Genomic DNA, 20,832 nt, shown 5'->3' with positions numbered 1-20,832 from the left:
TGTTCCATGGATCCGAGAAGTCATATCGACTGCATAAAGTTTCCCCTGACAATGCCCGCGCTCGCGAACGATGGACATTAAAACGAGAAAAGCAATATGCCGAATCGGAATAAACCGCAAACGAATGATGACGCCCAGGTAGTGATCAACGCCGACGTGGTTCAGGCAAAGTATTTTGCGGTGATCGATGCGAAGGGTCGAACACGAGCGTCGATGGGACTCGGAGGTGCCAACGATGATGCCACACAGATCAGAATTTACGGTGACGATGGCGAGCCGCGCATAACTTTGCAGGTATGTCGGGATGAATCAGTTGTGTCTATCGAACAATCCAATGCGATTCCAGGCATATCCCTCGTCGTTTCAAGTCGCTCAAACGGAATCGGAATCTCTGATTCGCAGGGTAGACCGATATACCAATGCGGTCTATATCATGATCCTAGCTATGCAGCTCGCGATGGAAAACCGAGTATAATTCTTCGCGATTTCAATACCGGTGATGGGTGGCAGATCATTGTTGGACATTCGGAAGAGTAAGAAGGATATCCATGAAGTGCACGAGCTCACGCGGCTTTGAGCTGAATTACACGGCTAACGGCGATAGCTTCTGCACTCAGGCTCAAGCCGTGTTTAGATGTTAGCTGCAAGCGTACTCGTGTTTCACTTCAGCTTTCGCTTGTATGCTCTCGGAGCTTGTTACAACGACTTCTTTCGCTGGATTTTAGGTCAACCCAGTTAGCACGCCGTCTTTGCAGAAGTCGGCGTTGCCGAACGAGTCTACGGGGAAACCCATCGCAGCGGACAACGTCATTAGAAGTCGATTGTGAGGCACTTCGCCAAAATCCAACGCTCGCCCTGTCTTAAAGTCCAAACCACCACCGACCAAAACAAACGGAATGTTGTCGCGTGTATGGGAATTGCCTTTGCCCAGCTCGTTGGTCCAGACGATGGTTGTGTTATCCAATAACGAACCACTACCATCTGGCTCCGGCGTTTCCGCTAATCGCTTCGCCAAGTACGCCACTTGCTCACAATACCATGTATTGATCCGAATCAATTTCTCATAAGCCGACTCGTTTGAATCAGGTTCATGCGACAATTCATGATGGCCTTCATCAATGTCAAGCCATCGCATCTTTGGCTGCCCGACGCTATTGGTAATCTGGAATGAACCGATGCGGGCGAAATCCGCAGCAAAGCTATTAACCATCAAATCCATTTGCATCTTGGTTATCAGCGGCATGTTATCGTTGACTTCGTCCACGTTCGGCGGCAACTGTGGCACGATATGGCCAACGTCTTTTTGTTTCGAAGCCAGTTCCAACTGCAGCTCTTGCTCTAGTTCACGTACCATTTGAACATGATCCTGCAAGATGCGACGATCACCGGAACTCATGAGCTGCTCTACCTTACGGAAATCGGCAGACAAGTCGTCAACCACACTTGCAAGCATCGCTCTGTTCTTCGTTTGTCCGTACAGTTTATCAAACATCTGATACGGATTATCGATTGGTGCCACTGGCTGGTTAGGTCCTGAGTAGGACATGCGAGTCCAAGTGTCAGCACGCTCTGGCACCATGACGCCCATTTCGATCGAGCCGAATCGCGTCTGCGTTTGCGGATTCTCCTGTAACTTGTTCTTAAGATATTGGTCCAAGGAGATTCCTTGAGACCAACCTGCAGGAGTATCCGAGCCGCCTTGAATGTCCCCAGGAAAAAGCTCGATACCAGTCAGCAAGCAACCGATACCTCGCATGTGACCATCGCCGTCGCCCTGAATCCGGTTGCACATGCCGTGCAAAGTCAGCGTCTTGTCCTTGAATTCATTCAAAGGTTGCAAGATTCGCTTCAGCTCAAACGTTTCGCTGTTCGGATCGGACCAAAAGTGGTCGGGGATTACGCCGTTTGGACTGAACACAAACACCAGTCGCTTTTTGCGTTGCGGTGTCTCACCGCCAAAGCTGAGCGATGGCAATCCTAACAAAAAGTTGGCAGCAGCAGCGCTGACACCGGTTCGGAGCAAAAATTCGCGGCGGGATGGAAGGCTTAACATAGCACTAAGTATCCTGTCCATTGATAAAGGTGGGGTGGGTGGCGTGGATCAACGCGATCTCTACGATCAATTCGCGGACGTTGAAGTTGGAGGACCGAAATCGCTCTTCAAGCCGCTGCAACGTCTCGGGACCAAACGCAGCGACAGGTTGCTTAACAAAATGTTGAAAGGCTCGTTCGACAAACGCTCGCTGAGCATCCTCGCCGTTGGCAAGATACTCGGCCAACGATTTTGCACCGTTCAACTCAATTTCAACTCCATCTGAATCTAGATATCGACCAGACACATCCAGCGACTTGTCTTTTTCCATGTCGCGGAATTTTCCGACCGCATCGTAGTTTTCCAACACGAATCCTACTTGATTGATGCGTGCATGGCAAGTTTGGCACCCTTCCGATCCAGTCTGCAACGCCACACGTTCGCGAGTTGTTAGATCTGGATGCAAGTCAGGGCTCAACGGCGAAAACGCTTCCGTCGGTGTCTTTAATACGCGGCCAAGCAGATTTCGCGTCAGAAAGACTCCGCGATGAATTGGCGATGTCGACTGAAAATATGCTAAACCACTCATCAAATATGGATGCGTCAGGACCCCAAACCGGCGATCAGGATCTGGCACGGTTTTCCGCAGACCATCACCTTCTTCCGCCGCCGCCCAACTTTCGCCATAAAATTCTGCGATGCGCGGAGTCGTATAGCTCCAATCGCTCAGGAAAAACTTCCGGTAATCGCTGTCTTCACTCCAAACGATTTCGTCCAAAAAAGCATCTAAGGATGATCGCAAATCCGCAGCCAGGGCCTCGTCGAACCCGCCGTAGATCTCGGGGTCTTTCGTGATGTCCGTGATTTTGCTCAGGTTCAACCATTCATACAGCATCTCGCGAATCTTGCCCTGAGAGCGATAGTCTTCGATCATTCGGTATGCGGCGGTACGCACGGCACTCTCGTCGGCTAACTCACCTTTAGCAGCTTGCTCAATTAACCAATCGTCGCTGGGCAGCGAATCGTACAACGTCAATGCCAGGCGGTTCGCCGCGATCTGAGAGACACTCGCTTGCTCACTTGCGGCAGGATACAAAAACCAAGGCGACTTCAATGCGACTAACGTTACTAACTTGATCGCCTCGCCGTCATCTTCGGTCGTTGCAAGATACTTGTCGACGTACTCGGAACGCAGATCGCCACGCGTCGAATTTCTAAAGGCAATGCCAACCATCTCCGTCAGGAAGTTCGCCAGCTTTTCACGATCACTGCCTTCTTCTTTTTTGTGCTCGCGCAGATACTCAGGCCAAAGATCATCGACAACCGTCTGCCCAAACTCAAGTGCAGCTGTGGTTGTTGCCTCATCCCATTGTCGGCTAACGGCGATGCCTCGGTCATAGCCATAGCTGCGGTCGTCCGGCGGCAAAATCGCTTGCAACGCAAACGCCGCTGGCGTCCACTCTGCACGCAGATTTCTCGTCGGAATCAATTGCTCGACGCCGTTGGGTGGCACCCACGAGAGTGAAAAGTTGGCGGGCGGCTGCTCCGTCTTTCGCTCACGTTGCGTGAAATTAATTTGGATCGGATAGACGCGTCCGGCTGTCAAATTGATCGATTGTCGGAATTCGGTCTTATCTCCCGACTGGACGTGGTTATCGATGAAAACACGTTCCGACTTCCCAAGATCCATTTTGAAAGAGCAAGTGCTGCGGACGACTATCTCGTATCGGCCGGTAACATTGGCGATCAGACCGCCGCTCCAATGAATGTAAAATTCTTTAGCTTCAATGCCTTCGCCAGGACTCTCGTGCCCCCAGTCAAAATTCAATACGGAATCATTTCGCTCAGTCTTCTTTTTATCTTCCTTCCAACGCGATCCATCAAAGTAGATCCCTTTTAGACCATGCTCGTCACTGACATGCGGAGTCGAACCAAAATGGCTGTATAAATCGCTCAAGCTCTGACGCAACTGGTTGCCAGTTAGCCGAGACAACGAGATCTGCGGCGGTCGGTTGCGCAACTGAGCGGCTTTGGAATAAAAAGCGAAATGCATGTAAGCAGCGACCGCTTCCGCGTCTTCGCCAACACACGACTCGGGATCATCTTCTGGCATCGTCGTCGCGACGACCGTCGACAGCTCGCCGACCGAAGAATCGCCAACCAAGGCAGAATCGTAGACCCCAGCAACACCTTCTCCGCTAATGCCGTGACAGTCGACACACTTACTTTCGAAGATCGCTTTACCACGTTCTCGCATCTGCTCTGCGGTAAGCGGCGATTCCGCAGTCTGTTCGGCGACCGCCGAGCTCGACGCACACGCCAGCCAGATTAGACCATATGACAGGAATTGGATTAGGTTACGCATAGTTCTGACAGAAGCCTGAATCGCTTTCTCTCTTTATTATATGCCAGTCGATCGTCGACCCAGCGGCATAATTGGCGGGAATGCAGTCCGAATAGTAGCTCAGCAATTATTACACCGAGACGTCGAAGGGGACAGCAATGGGGCTTTCGCTAGTTCGAGTCGCAGCTCCGAAAGCCAGGTGGGGAGCATAGGTTTCTATGCCAGCTTAATTATAGCAACCTTACTTCATGAGTCACCCTCTATTCATCCGGACGTGACGAGAAATCCTCGAATCTGACCTTAGACTAATGCTGTTTCTGAGGATCGGCCCTGCGGTTTGCCACTGCCAATCGGCACAGAACTGTCCGATTTAGCGATCTACGCGGCGAACGTCATAGCTGCGACTTCTGGTCACGCAGAGCCAAGTAAGAAGGCGTGCTGATCATGTACATCATGGGACGGCGAAAAATCGATAGCTCCGCCTTTTGTGCCAGGGCACTGCCAGAAAGTCCAGCAGCGCTACTCAACGTTGGCGGATTCATGATGGTGACCAAGATGCTGAGCAAAGCCACATCTGGGAATCAGTGTAACCTATTTGTTAAGAGCTTCGGCCTTTGCTTGCCTGCGTTTACGTGATCTGCGAATCGCGAAGCCTGCCAGTGGCAGCCCGACTAACGCCATGCTTGCTGGCTCTGGAACTGCGGTTACTTGCATTACAAATCGACCGCCGTCCCCCCACGAACTTCCGGGGCTTGATAGCGTAAAGACCGCTTGGTATTTCGATCCTCCTGCAACGCTATCATCCACGGTAAAGATCGGCGTAAAGTCAATCGAGTCGCCCGCTCCCAGGTTGAACGATTGGCCAGCCGCGTCCATCAGCACGTTTCCAGATGCATCCCTAATGCTCAAACCGCTTGAAATCGACTCAAGATTGAGAAAGACATCTTCGCTGCCCAACAAACCATTGAACCTTCCGCTCGAGGAATTAAACATGAAATTCTCAGGCGTTCCATCGGCAAAACCATCGAGTGAATTCACGGTTCGAAATCGAAGATTGTTAAACGGCAGCGAGTTGGTTAGCCCCGTTCGAAACATCCCATCAAAATCACCAGTACCTGGCATCATCCAGACATCGTTTACAGCTGGTGATTCAGGCAGAATGTTGCTCGTGCCAAACGTGCCGTTAAAATCATTCACTAAAGTTGCCGCGCCATTGTTGGCGCCCGTGTAAGAATAGGTGCCCTTTGAGTGATAGTGATTGGACGCCGGACTCGACTCATTCCAGTGTGCATACAACATGGTCATCCTATTGTAATTAGGATTATCAAGTCCATCGTAAGTACCGCCGATCATCGCCGGTCGTGAATCTCGACCGATAATGTAGTTCACCACTTCGCCGAACGCCGTCGTTGCGACACCCGCAACACCAACGACTGCCAAACAGGCCAATCGTACAAATCTTAATAACATTGCATTACCTTCTATATGAATTTCAAAAAGTTCGTCAATTCTCGTGAACAGACGATGCCGATATTTCACATGCATCATCTCAATACGCTGCCAGAACGAGATAGGCGCAGCACTCCACAGTCAGCCAATCAAGCCCGGAAAAAACAACCAGCAAGCGTTAACCGCTCAGCTTGACCAGAGAACCGTCCCAACCAATCGCTTGGCTTGAGGAACGGCATAGCCCGTCTTCATATCAAACACAAAGCGGAGGAGCTAATGATCGAGAAGGCGGCGCTCGGGGCTGAGCCCAACACCGACTCTTGCCGGAGCAGATCGAGTCGACGGTTATCAGTCCAGCGATGATCGATAGCGACTCCCACAGCAGTCTTTGCAACGCTTGTAGATCGCCCTGGGCAGCAAGAGTAGACTGGCAGACGAGACATTGGCTGCTGTCGTGCGATTTCCCACCGGGCGACGCATGAACGACAACTTCCCCTTCAGAAAAGCAGTCCGCAGCCTTGAGAACATTTGGCTGCAGGCCGCACGCGTGATCGCAATTGCAAGTGTGAACATTGGTCGCATCAAGCGTCCGATGCGAGTGCGTAACGCAGCACGCAATATGTAGCGTCGTCGCCAGTTGCGAAACTGGCAAAAGACTACATAACAGTAAAATTTGCAGCGGTCGGACCACGCGAAACATAACAAGTTTCGTGATAAATGTTGCGAAATCGTCCGACCAAGAACTAGATGCACATTGTGTGCATCTAGGGTTTTTATGTCAAGCGTCCGACGTTCATCGACGTGCTAATTTTTGACCACCCCTTAAAGCACGCGCCCGGGTTTGCTGGTCAAATTTTAATTTCGGTGCCGTCAGCCAATTGGAGTCCGGTGGCCTCGAAGTACTTGCGCTTGAGCGTTGCAAATCCATGTGCGGCGTCATCCGAGGTTTGGCTAAAACAAGAGGTCAACGTCCCTGCCACTTCACCACCGCTCAAAATTTCGCACGGTACAGCGAGTTCCGTTTTACCTGACAAACTAACCGGGAACAGCTTCTTCTGCACCTGCCCCAAGGCATCGAGTCGCGCGATCGTCTCCTGCCCTAGATAACAACCCTTCTTGAAGGAGATTGTCTGCGTCTGTCGATCCACCTCTTGCGGTAGATTTGTTTCGTTAAAATCGATTCCGAACCAAGGAAAGCGAGACTGAGAGGCAAGTCGTTTGACTTCGTCCTCGGAATCAACAACTTGTAATTCTGGCAAGATTCGCTCTGGCTGACAAGCAACCAAAGCATACTCCGGCGGCAACATAAAACTGCGCACGATAACCGACGACACTTGGCCATCGTCTAAAAGTTGCCAACTAACCAAAGGCTGCAAGTCACTTGCGACTTCCGGCAACTGAACTCCCAGGACTTGCGAAAGCTTTACAGCATCAGCCTTTAAATATCCCCAAACGAAATCGGCGGACGCGTCGGACAAGTCGACTCGTTCGCTAATGATGTAGCGGTCTAGATGTTGAATCAGTCGCTCGGCCTGCCCTCCTTGAGGGGCCAAAAAATAGTAATCGTTCTCATTGTGCAGCACGATACCATGTGAAAACGTTTTACCTTTGCTATCGGTAATAAACGTCTCGCACCAGTCCCCATCTTGCAGTTGCCGTATTTCGTTTGTCGTAAAGTTGTGCAACCATTTCAGTCGGTCACGACCGGAGATGCGCAATAATGTGGGTTTGAAGTTGAGTGCTTGCATACGTCCTGTTTAGTTATCGATCAAAGATTGCACAATAGTGTCGTTTCCAACCATTTGTTCCAATTCGCAATCTCATTATCTGTAAATGGATAGTCTGCAACAGAGCTGATTGACAACTGTTCATTGTGACTTAGGTCGATTAAAGTCGCAGACCAGATTCCTGAGCCGTCGACGCGTAGTCGCAGTTGCAATGGCTCTTTGCGTTCAATTTTGGGAAAGGCTTGGGTAATGTTCGCAGCGGCTAACCAATTCCATTTCGAATCACTCCTGGAACTCTCTACGAATTGGAGAAAGAGATCTTCCGAAGTTGGTCTATCCACCCTCAGCGTACGAGAGCTGGTCGTTGGGATCGATGTGAATCGCGGCAGGAAGACACGCGGAGCATCTTTCAGAAGCTTACCAGACCGCAACGCAATGCCCAGGTCAAACGGAGTTGCGCCGCTTGCGTGATAGCCATCAGGAATCCCCGGCGGGATAAGATAGCTGGCTTGCATCGCCGCGCCGCGGGCAACGTCGGCCTGGGTAGCAACCAGCTCTGGAATATTCTTGCCAAACGCCTGTTGTCGAAGTGCGCTCAAGTGTTTGGACTGCAGTGCCGTGCCGATCAAGATAACTTCGTCGATCTCGTCGATGCTGATCTGCGATTGTTGCAACGCAGAAGTGACGAAGCCTTCAAAGGCTTTATACTCCGTTGCACACATCGTCAAAAGTTGCTGCTGAGTTATCACCCACTCGAACTGATGGCCGCTGAGTTTGACGCGGGCAATTGCACGCGGCGTCGTAAACAAACTCTCCAGAGTTCGTTCAACCACCCGTTGCACCTTAGCAGCAGTCCTTATGTCTTCGCGAACGGTTACGCCCAACGTAGACTGAATTCGATGCAAGAAATACTCGGCCAATCGCGATTGCCAGCGCAAAAGGCTCATCTGTGTATCACCGTAGGTCGCCACTGTTTTTACAAGCTTGCCTTCACATCGCACAACCGCAGCCTCGGCGGCGCTTCCGGTTAAAGTCAGGACAAGTTGATGCGTAACCGGCTTATCGTGTCGTCGCACTTCGTCACCAGCTGCATTCTTCGTCGGCAATGCGAACGCTAGTGACGCGGCCAAGTGCTTGTCCAACAATTGAAGGACTTCAATCCCAGCAATTTTGCAAGCAGTCGCCAACGAGACACGCCGCAGTTGGTCGAAACACGAAGGGATCGTAACTACCGCGTGTGAAACATCGCGTGCAGTCGGTGTCGCTTGATTTACAACGTGCCGAATGAGAGCGGCCAAAATTACTTCAGGCGGACATCCTCGCCCACCAAAGTCGCGATCGACACGTTGAACACCTAGCCATCGCTGCAGAGTATGAAAGGCGTGCTCGGGCTGGGCAATCCGCGCTTCCACCGCTTTTCGACCGATAAGCAACTGATTCTTGTGACTCCAAATTACATTGGGCACATCAAAGTAAGTTTCATCAAGCTGGATTGGTACGGCGCGCAAACTGGCGTCAACAAAGCAAGCTTGCGATGTCTTCATCCCAAGATCGATTCCGATCGCATTAAATTCGCGTCGCATCGTCGAACGATGGGCGAAACCACGGGTAGGATGATCGCGAAGCACGCGGCCAATCTCACGCGTCACCGAAATAGTTGCGTGACTCTTCTCAAGCGACGACGAACGGAGGTTGCTCTGATCCAGATAGTTCAGCACGTGAGCAGCCGAATCAAAACGTTCATCCGGATTCTTGGCAACCAGCCGTTGAAACAGGGCATCCAGTCGCAAGTCAACATCGCCGCGCACTTCGTACAGTACCGGTGGCGTCTCTTGCAGATGCGACAGAGCAATCCGCACAGGCTCCCCCGTGAACATCGCTTCCCCTGTCAAGATATAAAACAGCGTCGCGCCCAAAGAGTACAAGTCGGCGCGGTGGTCGATCTTCGCCGAATGCTGAATCTGCTCCGGCGACATATACTCAACCGTTCCCATCAAATTGCGACGTTGGTCAGCAATTGACTCCGAGCTTTCGCCAGTCAGTCGAACCAACCCAAAGTCGAGAATCTTAACCTGCCCGCTCGCAGTCATCATAATGTTACTGGGCTTGATATCGCGGTGGATCATGCCGCGACTGTGCGCATATTCAAGCGCCTTGGCTACCTGGTAGATGACATCGACCGTTTGCTCGACTGAAAGCGGGCCTTGAGAATCGACTAAGCCAGACAAGGACTGCCCTTCAATCAGTTCCATCACCAAGTAGTAAATCGAGTTTGATTGGCCAGCGTCAAACGCCGTGACGATGTTCGGATGGAGCAGCTTGCCGAGTGATTTTACTTCCAAGAAGAATCGGTCGACCAGTTCCGGATTGGTCGCGAAATCGGCAGGCAATATCTTGAGAGCGACGGTCCGATCCATCATGCGGTGGCGTGCGCGAAAAACCTGCCCCATTCCGCCGCGGCCAATCAAGCCTTCAACGAGGTATTCCCCCAGCACCAGCGGTTTTGTGGGTTGGGTTGCGTTATTTTCCGACCAAGAATCGACATCAAAATCGGTGTGACTGTGAAGAGCGGCATCATCACCCGGTCCCAGGTGTGCCAAAATGTCATGAGTCAGTGCAAGAGTTTGAGCATCGCGGCGCAGCGGCTGCGCGCCAGTTCCATGGTCTGCGCCTAAGGCGGATTTTGAGCCGTCATCAGATTGTGAGGGAACAGAACTGGACATCAAAATCGGAGAAGAAATGCAGTGACAGAAACCACCTCCATATATTGTAGCTAGTTTTCGCACGATGGCACGAAAAGCAAAAAGAATGGATTCCTTCGCCACCCTCACGGGACGCACTGCGGACAACCGAGGCCTGCGAAACGATACGCTCCGTTGCAAATCTGGAAAATGTGGCAAATGAGAAATTGCGGGCCACAGCTGGATTGTCTAGAGTAAAGATTCCTCTTAGTAACCGTTTTTGCTTTAGATTCAGAACTCATCCTTTGCCCCGACGTTTGCCTCGTCCCCGACGTTAGACCGGAAGTTCGCATTCGGGCGTCAGAAAGTCTTTAGGTGATGCGTGTCGCGCGTTCTCAACGCCAACCCAGATTCGGATGCACTTTCGACCGAAGTTTTAATCGTCGAGCTTTACCGCGACATACGCAACTTGGCGAATAGCAAGCTACGCAATGAGCGGTCCGATCACACTTTACAAACGACGGCCCTGGTAAACGAAGCTTATCTGCGTCTGCAGAGCCGGCATGGCTGGATCAATCAGCAACAGTTTTTGGCGGTTGCCGCTGACACAATGCGGAACGTTCTGACAGACCACGCGCGACGGAAGCTTACAAAGCGTCGCGGCGGAGACCTTAAGAAGCAACCCCTTGTATTGGGGGATATTTCTCTGCCGATGCCGCCCGAAGATTTTCTCCTCTTGGACGAAGCTGTCGAAAGCCTCAAGAATGTTTGTCCGGATGCCGCTGAACTGTGTCGTTTACGTTTTTATTTGCGGATGACACAGACCGAGGCAGCAGCGTCGCTCCAAATTTCGAAATCGACGGCGGAACGGCGATGGGCGTTTGCCAAAGCTTATTTATACTCCCGTATGTCTCCCGACACTTCGAAAACGTTTGCAGATTAGCCCCGAAGGCGACTCGAAGAATGTAGAACCGGGCTCAGGAAGCCCGACTGGGTCCGCTGCCTTGCGGTACTTTTGGTTGAAACACCTTCAGGCCTTCCGTGACGGACACATTTCGCATCCTTGCGATCTGCCGCAGCCAGCGAAAATCAAAAGTTCCGTCGAAGCAGACGTGTTTTTTGAAGAAATTCGTGAATTTTCGTAAAAGTGTGAAGCAAAATCTGATCAAGAATCGCCTAACAGTAGGCGGAAGACGTTCGCGAAACCACTTGAGCCTGGGGCGGTTCCTGTAAACAATTCAGAATGCCTTTGTCGTCATCAACAGATTTCTGAAGTTTTCACCCAACCGAACGCTGCCTTCGATTTTCCGACTTCCAAACAATTGAAGTTGAGTTTCGTTAGGCTGACCATCATTTAGCGACTAAGGAGTGCGCATTCAGCAGAAAAGGACATGGGAGAATTGTGCATTCCAATCGATGAAATTTTTGAAACAGCAGCGGGGATCGATACCCCAGAAGCGCGTGACAGCTTTCTAGTAAAAGCCTGCGGCGGAGATTCCCGACTAGTGGAACAGTTGCAGACGCTATTACAACAGCGTGGAAAGGCGGATAAGTTTTTTCGCCAGATCGGTTTTGACGAACCTCCAACATCGGCCAGTTATGAAAAAAATTCCAAGCGCCGCCTTGTGTCCGACTTCGAGCTGTTCGAGTGCGTCGGCAAAGGGGGAATGGGAGCAGTCTACCGCGCGATCAATGTTAACACGGGCGTCAAGGTTGCTCTCAAGATCCCGCAAATTCCGTTAATCGGAAATCCCACACTGATTCGGATGTTCATAAGGGAAGCACGCACGGCCAGGTCGCTGAAACATCCAAATCTCGCTCCGATCGTAGACTCTGGTTATGCAAACACTGTTTGCTACATTGCCTCAAAATGGATCGAGGACGGAGACTTAGCGACATGGCTAAAGAGTAAGCCCGGACCGCGAAATCCACACTCCGTCTTAAAATTCCTTATCCCGCTAGCAAATGCTATCAGCTATTGCCACGAGCGGAACATCGTGCACTTGGATCTTAAGCCGGCGAATGTTCTGCTCGAGCGTAAGCCATTGCAGCCAACGTCTGGACAGCGGAATACTCAGGTGCTTGCTAGCGTCGACGATCATGAATTTGATTTAGATGCGATGTCGCCTTGCTTGGCTGATTTTGGTATTGCAACCTCGACCGATGCAAACACATCATCAGATTCCTTTAAAGATTTCGTCCAAGGCACACCTGTTTACATGTCTCCAGAACAAATGCTTGGTCAGCGAGATCTGGTTGGCTGCCGTACCGACGTATATGGCATGGGGTTGATCTTGTATGAACTCCTCTATGGAAAAGCGCTCTACTCTGATTGTACAAAAGATGTGATCCTGAACGCTCTAAAGACGAACGATTTTATTCCAATGCCTGATTCGGTTTCCGTTCCGACCGGCATAAGAAATATTTGTCAAAAGTGCCTTCGCAATCTTCCGAAGGATCGATATGCAGACGTAAAAACTCTGGAGGCAGATATGCGAGCCTTTCTGGACGGTCGTCCACTGACAGCAAAATCACTTTGGTTCCAGCGTTTAGTTGCACGCGTACGATCCCTGCGCAGAAAACCAAAAAGCAGTCCGGTCATTGTCAGTGCAAAAAATAGCTAACAGCCGCAGCGTCCGAGACCGCATGCAAAAAGATTTTGGCAAGAGAATGGGACAGGATTTCATTCTTCTGCCTTCATTCTTCTGCCAACTGCACACGTCCGGGCGAACCATTTACCCAAATTTAACTCGAGCTTGGATAGCATGCGAGGATGGCAAACTTCGACCACTCGAGACTGCCGAGGATCGCGAAATCCTGGTTTGGCTAGCACCCTGAAAAATCGATCTTGATCTGGACTGCCCACTTGCGCTAAACTCCCCCGCTTACCGGCTTGTAGATTTAACCAAGCACTTACGCAACCAATGAAACCAGACGAAAGTTCGTTTGCTTTCTAGTTGAGTCGGCTGGATGCGACTCAGGTTTGTTAGTCGGGCAATCGCCCACCCTTGGCTCAAATGGTTTACGGAGGAACCGAAGAGATGCGTTGCAAACGAATTCTGCTGTCACTCGCGATCGCCGCAACTATTGGCGGTTACACATGTTACCCTTCGCAAGTCCATGCGCAAGGAAAGGTTCAGGCTAAACCTGTTTCATCGCAGCGCGCTGCCTTGCCAACAAATGTCGCTGAGCAAGAAAACGCCGCGGAATTACCCGTCGCAACCATCAATGGTTCCCCCATCACCCGAGATGAACTGGCGGCTCTTTGTCTTCCACGCTACGGCGCGCAAGTCATCGATAACATTGTCAATAAACACCTGATCCTGCAAGCTTGCCAATCCCAAAATATCCGGATCAGCCAAAAAGATGTCGACGATGAAATTTCTCGGATCGCCGGAAAATTCAAACTCTCGCCGAACATGTACCTGAAACTAATCGCAGAAGAACGCGACATTACGCCGGAGCAATACTCGGCCGACATCGTCTGGCCTATGTTGGCGTTACGCCAACTTGCCCGCGACAAAGTCACCGTTGACCCAAACCAGATTACGCGGGAAATTGAAAGTCAGTTCGGCCGTAAAGTTCAGGTGCGGATGATCGTCGTCAAAGATAAAAATAAAGCTGCCGACATCCACAAACAAGCGATCGCGAACCCTGAATCTTTTAAAGCACTCGCTAAACAACATTCGGAAGATCCAGCGAGCGCCAGCGTCGAAGGCCTGTTGCCCCCCATCCGCAATACGGACTCCAATGATACGCTCGAGAAGGTTGCGTTTGCACTCAAGCCAAACCAAGTATCAGATCAATTCACAATCGGCGACATGACTGTCATGCTGCAGTGCGTGCGATTTATTGAAGCTTCGATCTTGACCCAAGATCAAATGCAATACCATGAAGCTCAGATCCGTAGCGAACTTGAAGATCTACAACTGCGCGAGATTGCCGACAGCATGTTTGGCAATCTTCGCGAACAAGCGAATGTTCGTATCGTTTTCAATGACTCCGCACTGTCAGCCCAATATCCTGGTGTTGCTGCGATCTTGAACGGCCAGCCAATTCCACTGAAGGTGCTGGAAGATGAATGTATCAAACGATTTGGGCCTTCAGTACTCGAAGTCGAGATTAATCGACGTATCCTTCTTGAAGCGCTCACTACCAACAAAGTCAATGTGACCAACGAAGATTTGATGGCAGAAGTCGCTCGAGCTGCAGACTACTACGGATTCCTTACCGAGAAGGGTGAGCCCGACGTTAACACTTGGTTGACCAAAGTGATGGCGGAAACAAGCGTAACGCAGGAAACGTACCTTCAAGACGCCGTTTGGCCCAGTGTGGCTCTTAAAAAACTAGTTGCTGACAAAGTAACGGTTACGGAAGAAGATCTGAAGGCCGGCTATGAACGCGACTACGGTCCTCGTGCTGAAGTCCTGGCGATCGTCTGCTCCAATCAACGTACCGCTCAAGAAGTATGGCAGCTTGCTCGCGATAACCCGACGGAACAGTTCTTTGGTGAACTGGCCGCTCAATACAGCGTCGAACCGACGTCGCGTAGCAACCTTGGTAAGATCCCGCCTATCCGTCGGGAAAGTGGTCAGTCGACCTTGGAACAGGCCGCGTTCAAACTGCAAGTCGGCGAGTTGTCGGGAATCGTTGAAGTCAACGGACAATACATTATACTCAAAGGCCAAGGTCGGACTCAACCTGTTGTTACGGATCCTGCTCGCGTCGAAAATGAATTGCGGAAGGATATTCTTGAAAGCAATATGCGTGTGGCGATGAACCAGCATATGAACCATTTGGTTGCTTCTGCGTCGATCGACAATTTCTTGGTCCCCAAAGCTCAACTGGGCGCTGCTGCCACTAAAGCTTCACTTCAACAGCTAAATATCCCTCGTTAGTCCAACGGCGTTAGAATATTGCGAAAAGCTACGTTTTTGACGTAGCTTTTTTGCTGCGCCAATGCCTTCTGGCATGCTGCACCATTCGGTTTGCGGTCTTGATGAAAGCTGAACTGTTTTTTGCAGGGTGACCAGACGTGTCACCGACCTTTCGATAATGATTCTGACAATCACGCGTCAGACATGAAAGGGAAAGCAAAATGGATATCAGCGATTCAAATCTAAAATTGACCGTTCAAGAGCGACGGCAGTTGATGCAAACGCTCCGCCGGGCGATGCTAGACAGCGATCAATGGGTCGTAAAGTTCGCGTACGTGGACAAAGTTGGAGTGCGGACGATTCGTGTTGTCAGCCCTATTCGGGTATGCGGTCAAGATCGGTTCTTGGGACTGTGCCTTTGCCGCGAAGAACCACGACAATTCTACTTTGATCGCTGCAGTGACGTTACGTTAGTACCGGCTTGCGAAGTGCTCATGCCAATGCAGCTTGAGACTGTTGCGTAGTTGTATCGCATCGAACAAACGCATTGTTCAAACGCATCGACCAAGCGCATCGTAACTGGCTTCCCCTAGAAGCCGGGGATGTGTTGGGAGAGCTTTGCCGTTTCGCCACGAGCACTGCTGGGCAAGCCAGCAGTGGCACCCGTTTTCAGGAAACCAGCAGTGACACCCGTTTAAGCAAGCTCGCCTTCTTCAGGAATTTCACCCAGCTTCACCCGCGTTCTTGGCGAACGCAGCTCCGGGAAGAGGTATCAATAGCACCGCCGTCTACTAGCTAGATTCACCAAAGGCCGTGGCCACGATCGACCGAGTTCCGCCGCGGTTGCGAAACTCGCATAAGTAGATGCCTTGCCACGTACCCAGTGCGAGCCGTCCATCGCTAATCGGGATACTCAGCGAGCAACCAAACAAAGACGATTTAACATGCGCGGGCATGTCGTCGGGGCCTTCGATCGTGTGCAGAAGTTTCTGACCTTCCGGGACGATCGAATTGAGCATCGTCTCCATATCGACGCGTACGTCGGGATCAGCATTCTCGTTGACCGATAACGCTGCCGATGTATGCTGCAAGAATAGGTTCAGCATCCCCACCCGCATGTTTCGCAGTTCATCGAGTTCCGACAAAATGGAATTGGTCACTAAATGACAGCCACGCGCGTATGGCTTGAGGCGAATGGTTTTTTGAAGCCAGTTCATAGATGTTCAATGTGCTGAAGGGAAAATGGAAGATGTAGTGCTGTACACTTGGTAAACTGTCTGACAGCACGTCAAAATAAATCGCAAATTTTTTCGCAACGCTCTAAAGGTTGAAATACCAAACTGTACGGGTTGCTAGCAAATCGAACACCGGGCGTGCTTAGCGGAATCTGCGATTCCCTAACGGAAAAGGATTCGCGGTTATATGGAAGGAAAGGCCCCCTAAACTGCCAGCTTAGGAATACTGAGTACACGTACTTTCCGCAACGTTGAAGCTTGACTCTGAGCTAAGCTGTAGGGCGCAATAGTCGCCACCGGAACAACAGGGACAGTTTAGCTGATTGAACGCGACGGTTGTAAACCCCTCCCGTGACCTCTATTACGTCTTGGACGTCCTAAGCTTCATGGAATTTTCTTGACATTGGTTCTCATCCGCGAATAATCCTACCAAATCGATTCCGTGAACTAAGCTTTGTCGCCTAACCGCACTTAGCACAAAACGCCGCGGTCCGAACACAGAACACACTAAAACTCGCTGCACAAAAGCAGCGTTTCAACTGAACCAAACCCACTGACAATTCGTCACGATAAGTGACACGCACAACATTCGTTAGGAGTAATTATAGAATGGCAAATATTTGTAAGAACGTTTTCGAAGCGATCCTGAAATATGGTCACGACGAAGACTTCATCCCGCTTGAAGACGAGCAGTTCATGCCGACCGACGCCCCCGCTGGTTCGCCTGAAAAGATCGACGTTCTCCGTCGTCGCGTCGAGCGTGGACAACCTTTGTGGCACGGTGATGACCGCGTCGATTACAGCGGTCTGACCGGTGCAATCCGACCACGCGAATAAGCGTATTGCTCCTCGCCGAATGCAAATTAAAAGCCCTGTTCCGACAGGGCTTTTTTCATGCGCCGTGCCGATTTCCATACGGCGGGAGCAACGGGCAAGGGAAGCTCATAAGGCTTTAATAGATGGTTCACTCCACCGGCCCAACGGTAATCGCCAGCGCCCAATTACCTTGCGAAGGCGCAGCCACAACTGTGTCCTTCCGCGGTTCAAGCGAAATAAGGTCCGCAGTTTTGCCGCTATCGATGTCGATCCATTGTCCCGCAAGCTGGCTGTTTGCGGCAGAAAGGTCGATCGTGACAGAGCCTCCCGCGGGTAGATAGAGCGCGTAAGCAACACCTGCGTCGGCGGCCAAGTACGCTTCATTAGGTTCGCGGTCTGAAAAAAGTTCCATAGCGGGCGACACCGTCCACAGCGGAATTCGTTTTTCAAGTTCCCGAGCGGATCGGATACACGCCACAGCTCGATCGTTCAAACCAAGCCCTGAATCAGGACGGTGAAATCGCATCGACGCCGCCCCAGCCAAAAGATGCCGCCAAAAACGTTCTACTCCGTCTTGATCGGTGTGCCCAAATTTGTTTCCGTCAGCACCGTACGTCTTGGTCGTATTCATCGGGCGCGGCTGCGAAGACAGGTACCGCCGAACGGACAAAAAATTATCCCAATGCTTGTCACCTTGGTTGTGATTGTTCTGCGATACATCCACGAATCCGAATAAATCGGGATGATCGAAAGTCTGCTTGTGTTGCTCACTTTTTAGATCCCAATCGTCCCACATTTCTGTCAGCATCACAGCCGTACCTTTTTCGGCCGCACGAGTTCGAATGAACTCGGCCCAGTAACGACTCCATCTTACATCTCCGCTAGTTTCATTGTCGATACAATATAACACATGCGAGTACTTGAGCGACGCTTCGAGCATTCGAGAAACGAACCGTTGCTGAAACTGTAGGACAACCTGATTGTTCTTTTGCTCGGGAGTAGTAAAGAAAAATGGTTGTTTGTTTGCGGCAGGGTGGTCAAGATACTCCGGCGCAAAACCTGACTCTTCGAAGGTGTAGTTTACGTTATTGGCCGGATTGTATGGATGAATCGCCCAACGTTTATTGCCACCTTGATCAACGTAGTCGAACCGATCCCAAACTTCGATCTGTACAAATATCTGACGCTTGGCCGTTTCGTTCAACATGCGTTCGAACCGCTTCCAGTATTCGTCGTTCCACTCGTTAAGGTCGTATTTGCCTGAATCTAATTTCCGAAATGCGTAAACTTCGAAACCCAAATCTTTCCGGTCGCTCATAGTGTTACGGATTACATTTCCACCTGCTTTTTTCAATCGATCTAGTTGTTGAAAAAGGTCAGCTTCCGACCATTGGAAGAGATTGTCATCGTCGCTGCCACCCAACAGGAGGATTGGTTCACCGTTGAAGCTCCAATACCACGGATTGTTATTCCAAGGGACGAGCCCTGGCGATTCGCCAAACGCAGGCACACTTGTGGTGAACACAAAGGCAAATAGCAAAATTGATTTGGCAAAGCATTTGCTCATTTTCGTTTTTCCGAATCGCTCGAGGGAGATGAACCGAGTCCAGCATTATAACGTTTGATGTGATCCTTGTTGGTGTCCGGTTCTCATCGTAGCTGGCTTCGCCAAGAAGCCGGTTGCGTATTGGATAGTTTTGCTTTTACGCCACGAGCACTGCTGGACATGCCAGCAGTGGCACCCTGTTCAGGAAACGAAGCCAGTTCAGATAGCTCAATCGCCTGAGGAAACGCACTCAACTTCACCCGCGTTCTTGGCGAACGCAGCTACGGGAGAGGTTGCGAACGAAGCTACGCAATACTCCGGAATGCCTGGGAAAAATTTGCATATCAGCTTAGACTGTGCGGTTGGCAGTTTTCGTTTTCCACAAACAGGCGTTCAATGGCTCGGGATCAAATCTATTCGCTACCGCGGCAGCACGTTGGCGATTTTACATTCGACAGTACAGTTGCCGAAGTCTTCCCAGATATGATCGCCAGGTCCGTGCCCGGCTATGCTTCGATCATGTCGATGACCGAACAACTCGCCGCTCGCTTTATCCAAACGCATTCCAATGTTTATGACCTCGGATGCTCGCTCGGTACCGCATCGTTTTTAATGCAGCATCATGCCCCCGCGTCGGCAACGATCCATGCGATCGACAATTCGGCTGCGATGCTCGAAAAGCTACAAGAATCACTGAACCAAACGGCGAAGGATAACCGTGATCATGACCGCTGCCCAATCGTAGCCTACCAAGCTGATATCCAGCATGCAAAGATTACCAACGCTTCCTTCGTCGTACTCAACTGGACGCTGCAGTTTATCCCGGGCAGTGAGCGCACGGATTTGTTGTGTGCCATCTTCCAAGGCTTGAATCCAGGCGGAGCTTTGTTGCTCTCCGAAAAGATCTGTTTTGAAGAGCCTGGGCAACAAACGCTCTTGACCGACTTGCATCATGATTTTAAACGAGCTCATGGTTACAGCGAACTTGAAATTGCCCAAAAGCGAACGGCACTTGAAAATCGAATGGTGCCAGAAACTCTAAGCACGCATGTCAGCCGCCTCGAATCTGTCGGATTTTCGATCGTCGCACCATGGTTCCAATGCTTCAATTTCGCTTCGATCCTGGCCGTGAAAGCAGAGTCGCCGAAATGAAGCCACTGGATCGAGAACCACTTTACAAACTATTGCGCGAATTTGAGCTGTCCGAATGGGTAACGCAAATTCAATCGATATCAGAGCAACGTTTTACGGCAGCGCATCACGGCCTGCTGCCACAATGGATCGACGCCTGGTCCAAACTGCCCGACGTTCCCGACGCACAGTTTGTCGATATGCCGAACGGTGTAAAAGTCGCCGGTAGCTTGAGAACCGATCAACTCGATGAGCTTAAGAAGACCCTGATGAATTTCCACCCCTGGCGAAAGGGTCCCTTTGAGCTCTTCGGACTTAACATCGACACGGAATGGAGATCGGATTGGAAGTGGTCTCGCATTTGCGACGCTGTTCAACTTGCTGGCAAGCGAATTTTAGATGTGGGAGCGGGCAACGGCTATTACGGTTGGCGTATGCTCGCTGCTGGAGCCACTTTCGTGTTAGGCTGCGACCCGCTTGTCCTTTATAACATGCAGTTCGAAGTCTTTCGAAAATACTACCCCGGCGCCGAGCGTCATTTCGTCGTCCCTTTGGCTGACACCGATCTTCCTGACAAGAGTCACGCGTTTGATGTTACTTTTTCCATGGGCGTCCTCTACCATCGGACCAGTCCGATTGATCACCTGCGAACGCTGCATGGTACGCTGGCCCCAGGCGGAAAGCTTGTCCTCGAAACACTGATCGTGGAAGACTCTCAGGCTTCGGCGTTGGTCCCCGAAGATCGTTATGCCAAAATGCGAAACGTGTGGTTCATACCTTCGATTCCGATGATGGTACGCTGGTTAGAACGCACTGGATTTCGAAACATTCAAGTGATCGATGTCAGTGCCACTACGATCGAAGAGCAACGCAGTACTCCGTGGATGACATACGAATCATTAAGCAGTTTCCTGGATCCGGCGGACGCGAGCAAAACGATCGAAGGCTACCCAGCTCCAGTGCGGGCTATTGTAATTGCTGACAGAGGTTGATG

General features: G+C 50.9%; 16 protein-coding genes. 9 read left to right on the top strand and 7 right to left on the bottom strand.

Going from position 1 to position 20,832, the window contains the following annotated elements:
• The first annotated feature begins 96 nt into the window (after positions 1 to 96).
• Entirely contained in the window at positions 97 to 537 is a 441-nt protein-coding gene (locus SH451x_RS07440) for a hypothetical protein (RefSeq protein ID WP_479361815.1), read from the top strand.
• A 184-nt stretch (positions 538 to 721) separates the two neighbouring features.
• Here SH451x_RS07440 and SH451x_RS07435 read toward each other — a convergent pair whose 3' ends face one another.
• From SH451x_RS07435 to SH451x_RS07425, 3 genes are all read right to left on the bottom strand, one after another.
• Positions 722 to 2,053, bottom strand: a complete 1,332-nt coding sequence (locus SH451x_RS07435; protein ID WP_479361814.1) for a DUF1552 domain-containing protein — start codon at positions 2,051 to 2,053, stop codon at positions 722 to 724.
• 4 nt (positions 2,054 to 2,057) lie between these two features.
• Complete coding sequence (locus SH451x_RS07430) at positions 2,058 to 4,397, bottom strand: DUF1588 domain-containing protein (RefSeq protein WP_479361813.1); 2,340 nt, start codon at positions 4,395 to 4,397, stop codon at positions 2,058 to 2,060.
• A 570-nt stretch (positions 4,398 to 4,967) separates the two neighbouring features.
• Positions 4,968 to 5,846, bottom strand: coding sequence for an all3515 family Zur-repressed PEP-CTERM protein (locus SH451x_RS07425; RefSeq protein WP_479361812.1), 879 nt, complete (start codon positions 5,844 to 5,846; stop codon positions 4,968 to 4,970).
• Between the two features lie 457 nt (positions 5,847 to 6,303).
• On the opposite strand from SH451x_RS07425, the gene SH451x_RS07420 reads away from it, so the two are divergent.
• Positions 6,304 to 6,450: a hypothetical protein gene (locus SH451x_RS07420; RefSeq protein WP_479361811.1), complete on the top strand. Its 147-nt coding sequence runs from the start codon at positions 6,304 to 6,306 to the stop codon at positions 6,448 to 6,450.
• 223 nt (positions 6,451 to 6,673) lie between these two features.
• Here SH451x_RS07420 and ygfZ read toward each other — a convergent pair whose 3' ends face one another.
• Together ygfZ and SH451x_RS07410 are read right to left on the bottom strand one after the other, a co-directional pair.
• Positions 6,674 to 7,573, bottom strand: a complete 900-nt coding sequence (gene ygfZ / locus SH451x_RS07415) for a CAF17-like 4Fe-4S cluster assembly/insertion protein YgfZ (RefSeq protein ID WP_479361810.1) — start codon at positions 7,571 to 7,573, stop codon at positions 6,674 to 6,676.
• 20 nt (positions 7,574 to 7,593) lie between these two features.
• On the bottom strand, positions 7,594 to 10,275 hold the full coding sequence (locus SH451x_RS07410; protein WP_479361809.1) for a protein kinase domain-containing protein: 2,682 nt from the start codon (positions 10,273 to 10,275) through the stop codon (positions 7,594 to 7,596).
• Between the two features lie 340 nt (positions 10,276 to 10,615).
• On the opposite strand from SH451x_RS07410, the gene SH451x_RS07405 reads away from it, so the two are divergent.
• The 4 genes from SH451x_RS07405 (at position 10,616) to SH451x_RS07390 (ending at position 15,634) form a co-directional block, all read left to right on the top strand.
• Positions 10,616 to 11,176 (top strand): ECF-type sigma factor, encoded by a 561-nt coding sequence (locus SH451x_RS07405; RefSeq protein WP_479361808.1) that lies wholly within the window; start codon positions 10,616 to 10,618, stop codon positions 11,174 to 11,176.
• Between the two features lie 448 nt (positions 11,177 to 11,624).
• Positions 11,625 to 12,857 (top strand): serine/threonine-protein kinase, encoded by a 1,233-nt coding sequence (locus SH451x_RS07400; RefSeq protein WP_479361807.1) that lies wholly within the window; start codon positions 11,625 to 11,627, stop codon positions 12,855 to 12,857.
• A 417-nt stretch (positions 12,858 to 13,274) separates the two neighbouring features.
• Positions 13,275 to 15,131 (top strand): peptidylprolyl isomerase, encoded by a 1,857-nt coding sequence (locus SH451x_RS07395; RefSeq protein WP_479361806.1) that lies wholly within the window; start codon positions 13,275 to 13,277, stop codon positions 15,129 to 15,131.
• A gap of 200 nt (positions 15,132 to 15,331) precedes the next feature.
• Positions 15,332 to 15,634, top strand: a complete 303-nt coding sequence (locus SH451x_RS07390; protein WP_479361805.1) for a hypothetical protein — start codon at positions 15,332 to 15,334, stop codon at positions 15,632 to 15,634.
• A gap of 267 nt (positions 15,635 to 15,901) precedes the next feature.
• Here the strand turns inward: SH451x_RS07390 and SH451x_RS07385 are convergent, their stop codons facing one another.
• Complete coding sequence (locus SH451x_RS07385) at positions 15,902 to 16,327, bottom strand: secondary thiamine-phosphate synthase enzyme YjbQ (protein WP_479361804.1); 426 nt, start codon at positions 16,325 to 16,327, stop codon at positions 15,902 to 15,904.
• Positions 16,328 to 16,954: 627 nt separating this feature from the next.
• Here SH451x_RS07385 and SH451x_RS07380 point away from each other — a divergent pair.
• Complete coding sequence (locus SH451x_RS07380) at positions 16,955 to 17,182, top strand: hypothetical protein (protein ID WP_479361803.1); 228 nt, start codon at positions 16,955 to 16,957, stop codon at positions 17,180 to 17,182.
• 127 nt (positions 17,183 to 17,309) lie between these two features.
• Here the strand turns inward: SH451x_RS07380 and SH451x_RS07375 are convergent, their stop codons facing one another.
• Positions 17,310 to 18,728 carry a DUF6298 domain-containing protein gene (locus SH451x_RS07375; protein WP_479361802.1) on the bottom strand — a complete coding sequence of 473 codons (1,419 nt, stop codon included), beginning with the start codon at positions 18,726 to 18,728 and terminating at the stop codon, positions 17,310 to 17,312.
• A gap of 375 nt (positions 18,729 to 19,103) precedes the next feature.
• Between SH451x_RS07375 and cmoA the strand changes: the two genes are divergently transcribed.
• Together cmoA and cmoB are read left to right on the top strand one after the other, a co-directional pair.
• The gene (gene cmoA / locus SH451x_RS07370; protein WP_479361801.1) at positions 19,104 to 19,859 is read left to right on the top strand and encodes a carboxy-S-adenosyl-L-methionine synthase CmoA; all 756 of its coding nucleotides are present in this window, start codon (positions 19,104 to 19,106) and stop codon (positions 19,857 to 19,859) included.
• Positions 19,856 to 20,830, top strand: a complete 975-nt coding sequence (cmoB, locus tag SH451x_RS07365) for a tRNA 5-methoxyuridine(34)/uridine 5-oxyacetic acid(34) synthase CmoB (protein ID WP_479361800.1) — start codon at positions 19,856 to 19,858, stop codon at positions 20,828 to 20,830. Before cmoA ends, cmoB begins: the two co-directional genes overlap by 4 nt.
• Positions 20,831 to 20,832: the final 2 nt, after the last annotated feature.

It is taken from the genome of Njordella aestuarii (assembly GCF_056494165.1).
This window is presented reverse-complemented; position numbering and strand designations above follow the sequence as displayed.

Excerpts from the sequence above, each read along its gene's own strand:
- SH451x_RS07420 (WP_479361811.1), top strand. The coding sequence starts at position 6,304 with ATGAACGACAACTTCCCCTTCAGAAAAGCAGTCCGCAGCCTTGAGAAC.
- SH451x_RS07380 (WP_479361803.1), top strand. The coding sequence starts at position 16,955 with ATGGCAAATATTTGTAAGAACGTTTTCGAAGCGATCCTGAAATATGGT.
- SH451x_RS07425 (WP_479361812.1), bottom strand. The coding sequence starts at position 5,846 with ATGTTATTAAGATTTGTACGATTGGCCTGTTTGGCAGTCGTTGGTGTT.
- SH451x_RS07385 (WP_479361804.1), bottom strand. The coding sequence starts at position 16,327 with ATGAACTGGCTTCAAAAAACCATTCGCCTCAAGCCATACGCGCGTGGC.
- SH451x_RS07430 (WP_479361813.1), bottom strand. The coding sequence starts at position 4,397 with ATGCGTAACCTAATCCAATTCCTGTCATATGGTCTAATCTGGCTGGCG.
- SH451x_RS07435 (WP_479361814.1), bottom strand. The coding sequence starts at position 2,053 with ATGTTAAGCCTTCCATCCCGCCGCGAATTTTTGCTCCGAACCGGTGTC.
- SH451x_RS07390 (WP_479361805.1), top strand. The coding sequence starts at position 15,332 with ATGGATATCAGCGATTCAAATCTAAAATTGACCGTTCAAGAGCGACGG.
- SH451x_RS07440 (WP_479361815.1), top strand. The coding sequence starts at position 97 with ATGCCGAATCGGAATAAACCGCAAACGAATGATGACGCCCAGGTAGTG.
- cmoB (WP_479361800.1), top strand. The coding sequence starts at position 19,856 with ATGAAGCCACTGGATCGAGAACCACTTTACAAACTATTGCGCGAATTT.
- SH451x_RS07395 (WP_479361806.1), top strand. The coding sequence starts at position 13,275 with ATGCGTTGCAAACGAATTCTGCTGTCACTCGCGATCGCCGCAACTATT.
- SH451x_RS07410 (WP_479361809.1), bottom strand. The coding sequence starts at position 10,275 with ATGTCCAGTTCTGTTCCCTCACAATCTGATGACGGCTCAAAATCCGCC.
- SH451x_RS07375 (WP_479361802.1), bottom strand. The coding sequence starts at position 18,728 with ATGAGCAAATGCTTTGCCAAATCAATTTTGCTATTTGCCTTTGTGTTC.
- ygfZ (WP_479361810.1), bottom strand. The coding sequence starts at position 7,573 with ATGCAAGCACTCAACTTCAAACCCACATTATTGCGCATCTCCGGTCGT.
- cmoA (WP_479361801.1), top strand. The coding sequence starts at position 19,104 with ATGGCTCGGGATCAAATCTATTCGCTACCGCGGCAGCACGTTGGCGAT.
- SH451x_RS07400 (WP_479361807.1), top strand. The coding sequence starts at position 11,625 with ATGGGAGAATTGTGCATTCCAATCGATGAAATTTTTGAAACAGCAGCG.